A 712-nucleotide genomic window follows, 5' to 3' on the forward strand; every position below is an offset into this window, starting at 1 on the left:
GCAGCGGGGCAGGTGCTCCGGCAGCATGGTGCGCTGCAACTCGTCCGCGATGTACGCCTCGCGGCCGTACAGCACCGCCTTGTCGATGCCGAGGGCGCTGTGCGTGGCGAGCTGGGCGGCGACCAGCAGGTCGTCCGCCTCGAACGGGATGCGTTCCGGGCCGCGCAGGAACAGCGCGGCGCCGATCACGCGCCGGCGCCCGCGCAGCGGCGCGAGGATCGCGCGCTGGCCGTCGGGCACGGCCGACTCGCCGTCCGGGCCGAGGAGTTCGGGCAGCGCGGCGCGCGCCGCGGGCGCGTCCGTGAACACCGGGCGGACCCCGCGCAGCACCTCGGCGAGCGCGCTGCCGGGCCGTACCGTGCACAGCTCCTCGCCGACCGAGTCCAGCTCGGACGGCTCCGGCTGCACCAGCGGCGCGAACCCCGCGCCCTCGGTGTCCCGTTCGGCCGGGATCCGGTCGCTGCGGCGCAGCCGCAGCACCAGCGGACCGGTGGGCCGCTCGTCACCGACCGGCAGCGGGTCCCGCAGGTAGACCAGGATCGCGTCGGAGAAGGTCGGCACGGTGGCCCGGCACAGCCCCATCACGATCTCGTCCAGATCGATGCCGCGGGCGATCCGCCGGGTCGCCGCGCCGACGAACCGCAGCCGGTCGCCGTCGCGCCGCATCGGCGTGGGCTTCCCGGGCGCGGTGACCTGACCGGTGCGCCGCTCC

1 pseudogene is annotated in these 712 nt (G+C 76.7%); it reads right to left on the reverse strand.

What is annotated here, in order from left to right:
* Nucleotides 1-712: pseudogene (locus G3I53_RS01555) on the reverse strand (serine/threonine protein phosphatase); the annotation flags it as partial.

Source organism: Streptomyces sp. SID14436, from assembly GCF_010548465.1.
GTDB lineage: Bacteria > Actinomycetota > Actinomycetes > Streptomycetales > Streptomycetaceae > Streptomyces.